General features: G+C 34.0%; 3 protein-coding genes. 1 reads left to right on the top strand and 2 read right to left on the bottom strand.

Features of this window, described 5'->3' with window-relative positions:
- Positions 1–275: 275 nt before the first annotated feature.
- The gene (locus AC3DU7_RS13110; RefSeq protein ID WP_488039782.1) at positions 276–659 is read right to left on the bottom strand and encodes a DUF2784 family protein; all 384 of its coding nucleotides are present in this window, start codon (positions 657–659) and stop codon (positions 276–278) included.
- Positions 659–2,077, bottom strand: coding sequence for an aldehyde dehydrogenase family protein (locus AC3DU7_RS13115; protein WP_488039783.1), 1,419 nt, complete (start codon positions 2,075–2,077; stop codon positions 659–661). The genes AC3DU7_RS13110 and AC3DU7_RS13115 overlap by 1 nt, the downstream gene beginning before the upstream one ends.
- Before the next feature lie 876 nt (positions 2,078–2,953).
- On the opposite strand from AC3DU7_RS13115, the gene AC3DU7_RS13120 reads away from it, so the two are divergent.
- Complete coding sequence (locus AC3DU7_RS13120; RefSeq protein ID WP_488039784.1) at positions 2,954–3,301, top strand: hypothetical protein; 348 nt, start codon at positions 2,954–2,956, stop codon at positions 3,299–3,301.
- The last annotated feature ends 187 nt before the right edge of the window (positions 3,302–3,488 follow it).

Below are 3,488 nucleotides of genomic sequence, written 5' to 3' on the forward strand. Positions count from 1 at the left end.
GGAAGAAGGAAGAAGGAAGAAGAGAAAATATGGAACCTCACCTTATTTTTGAAGGTAGAAGATCGTTTTTTCAACTACCACCTACCATCTTCTTTATAAGTTAATGTTAATTATTCGTATTTTTACAGCGGTTTTCACAAAGGTAGACTACAGTAAAAATTATAGATATACCTAAAGTTTAATAAGTTGCAGAAATAGTTGTATTCTATGAAACATGAAAACCGCTATAATTCTCCCCCACTCCCCCACTCCCCCACTCCCCTACTCCCTGTTCCCTAGCGCGTAGCGCTATAATACAGATAAAATCTATAACCTCCAATACTCCAACAGGAAAAAATTGTGAAATAAATCAAATATTTTAACAAGTTATCTTCTGGTACAAAACCGCATAAATTTAAAAACAAAGATTTCACAAACTGACCTTGTTGTTGTGACTTTTGTTTGTTAGTTTCACCTAATAGATAATTTTCCAGATTTGTCAAGAGACAAGTTCCTTGATTTAGTTGCCATTGAATCACCATTAGTGGTATCCAAACTAAATAAATCAATAACAATTTATTAGATAAGAGCCATCCAGTCAAGGTAAAAATCAAGACAGAAATATGTAATATTTTGAGCAAAAAAACAATTAATTTTTTATCCAGAGATAATTCATTCATCAGCTTTTAAACCACCAAGGATTAATTACAGAATTTACTTTATTTAAAATCGCTTTTTTCCGCATAAATCTTTTCATACCATCAATTCCCATACGAGAAGCACCTAAACCGGAAAACTTAAAAGAATTTTTTTCTCCTTCATTAATCAATGCTGTTAAACCTGCATCATTAATACTAATACCTCCAGCATTTATCTGGCTAGCAACTGCTAAAGCTTCAGCTTCAGAACCAGCAAAAACAGCAGCACTTAATCCATAAATTGTATCATTTGCTAATTTTACCGCCTCTTCAACAGTAGTAAAAGACATCACAGGTATTATTGGCCCAAAAGTTTCCTCGGTCATGATTTTCATACTATGATTTACACGATCTAAAACTGTGGGCAAACACCAAAAACCACCATCTAAATTTTCGACATTTCCTCCACAATGAATAACCGCACCTTTAGCCACAGCATCTTGTAAATGTTCCCTAATAATTTCAGCTTGTTTTATTGAAATAATTGGTCCTATTTCTCCAGACTCAATATTGGGATAAGCTAATTTCAGAGCTTTAGCTTTTTCGGTAAGTTTAGTAATAAATTCTGTCAAAATTGATTCGGCAACATAAATACGTTCAATTGATAAACATGACTGCCCTGCATTAACAACTGAAGCCCATAAAAGTGCTGATTTTGCTAACTCTAAATCTGCTGAAGCTAAAACTATTGCTGGGTCTTTACCTCCCAATTCTAAACAAGCTGGAATAAATCTTTTTGCCGCTGCTTCGGCAACTTTTTTACCTGTAGCAACACTACCAGTAAAACAAATAAAATCTACATATTCTATTAAAGCTGCACCAGTTTCTCCAGCACCTTCAATATAAGTAAAAACATCACATAGCAATGGAACATTAGCAATAGTTTCTAACAGAGGCTGGATAAATCTCGGAGTAATTTCGCTTGGTTTAATTGCCACGGCACAACCAGCAATTAAAGCTGGAATTGCATCGATTAAAGAAAGTAATAAAGGAAAATTCCAGGGACTAATAATACCAACTAACGGATAAGGTGAAAATTTATTTTGTAGTTGGATAAATGGAATTGTTGTAGTTTTTGTTGGCTCAGTTGATAAGAGTTGCGGTGCTAACTTACACCATCTATCTATACTATTAGCCACAGAGTCAATTTCTAGTTTTGATTCTATTAGCCTACCTGTATCATTGATTAATGCCTGTGTGAGTTTTTCGCGGTGAGAAAATATAATTTCTTTCCATTTTTGCATTGCCTGAATACGTTGTTCTATTCCACACTTTTCCCATTCAATTTGAGCAGAACGTAAATTGAGGCATTTAGTAGCAATTTGTTCCACAGTTACTTGGGTAATAAAATAATCATTTATACCAGTGCGTGGGTTACGAATTTTAATTTGATTAACCATATTAAATAAGGGAGTAGGGACAATTTGAGTTAGGGTTCAGCAGAGATAGAAAATTTTTATGATTTTAAAGATATATTTGAGACCTGGTTAATATAACTACAAGTTTTTCATTATTTACCTGAGACCTACGGACGTTTTATGTAAGCATTTCCTGTGGAATTCTGACCGTTGCATAATGTAAGATTCAATAACTAGGTATGAGAGAATAAATTCAAAATTACCCAACTATTAGGCAGATGGGTTAATATTTTTTTGATGGATTCTCCAAAACTCCTAAAGATATCTCCAATGTGGCTAATGTCAAGCTCCGAGAACACGACCTAGTTTTAACCTCATGAAGTGATGAAATATTGGTACCAGTGGCAGTAACAAGTGGCCTATTTTTGACAATTACAGAATGTAGTATAACTTGCCAATTTTGTAAGCTTTGTTAAGCTGGTTTTAAGGGTATAACTACTTTGGAAGAAAAATCTATTCATCCTTCTGCCCAGTCAAGGATAAAACAGTTTATCTATTCTATGTGGCTTTTACCAAAAAATAAGGTCTAAAGCCTTCCCTTTTAAAGGGATGAAAAAAGTAAGTTTCCGTATTTCAAGCATCTTGGTTTCCTGCGGAATGCTGCGCAAACAGCCAGAGGTACTGATAACTGAAATGACCGGGATTGATTTTTCTCCCCCCACTGAAAATTTATCCAGAACATTGCCTGGAATAGCTACACAAAAGCTTTTATTCATTGTCCATTAGTAAGCAAGCTGTTCCATATCTCTTTTTTTTTGCTGAACTATTAGTCTATTTCTAGACATCAATTAAATTCAACTATGCTTAATTTTTTGCTTGTGATTTACCTAGTAACTTTACTCAATAAGGACAATAAACATGAATCACCAACTCAGTCTAGTGCTTCAAAATGACAAAAATATTCAAAAATTAGGTTGTATTAGCGCTGTACATAATCCTAAAGATACTAATCATTTGGAACGCCGACAACAACAACGTGCTATTAGTTTATCGATGATGAAAGTTGCCATAATTTATGGTAACAGACAATTTAGTTATGGGGCAGTCACTTATACTTTGACTGATAAGAATTTATGCAGAACTCCTTATAAAAGGTTTATAGATGTGCTGCGAGGATTGAGAGTTGTCTGTGTTCAGGGATTTCCAGAACCTAAAATTATGACTGCTTATTGGCATAATAAAACGAAGCGAAAAGTTCATAGATAGATGTTGATATATTGCTAATTCATGAACTTAAACAGTTTAGATTCACTAAACAAACTTACCTTCCTCAACCCAACTTAACTACTATTCTCTATAGGCTAAAATGTTGGGTGAGAAAATTATTCATAGCAGAAGGAAGAGGAAAGAAGGAAGAAGGAAGAAGGAAGAAAGAAGAAGGAAGAAAGAAGAA

This window comes from Okeania sp. (assembly GCF_983059655.1).

Coding starts and splice junctions, on each gene's coding strand:
- AC3DU7_RS13110 (WP_488039782.1), bottom strand. CDS start 659: ATGAATGAATTATCTCTGGATAAAAAATTAATTGTTTTTTTGCTCAAA.
- AC3DU7_RS13115 (WP_488039783.1), bottom strand. CDS start 2,077: ATGGTTAATCAAATTAAAATTCGTAACCCACGCACTGGTATAAATGAT.
- AC3DU7_RS13120 (WP_488039784.1), top strand. CDS start 2,954: ATGAATCACCAACTCAGTCTAGTGCTTCAAAATGACAAAAATATTCAA.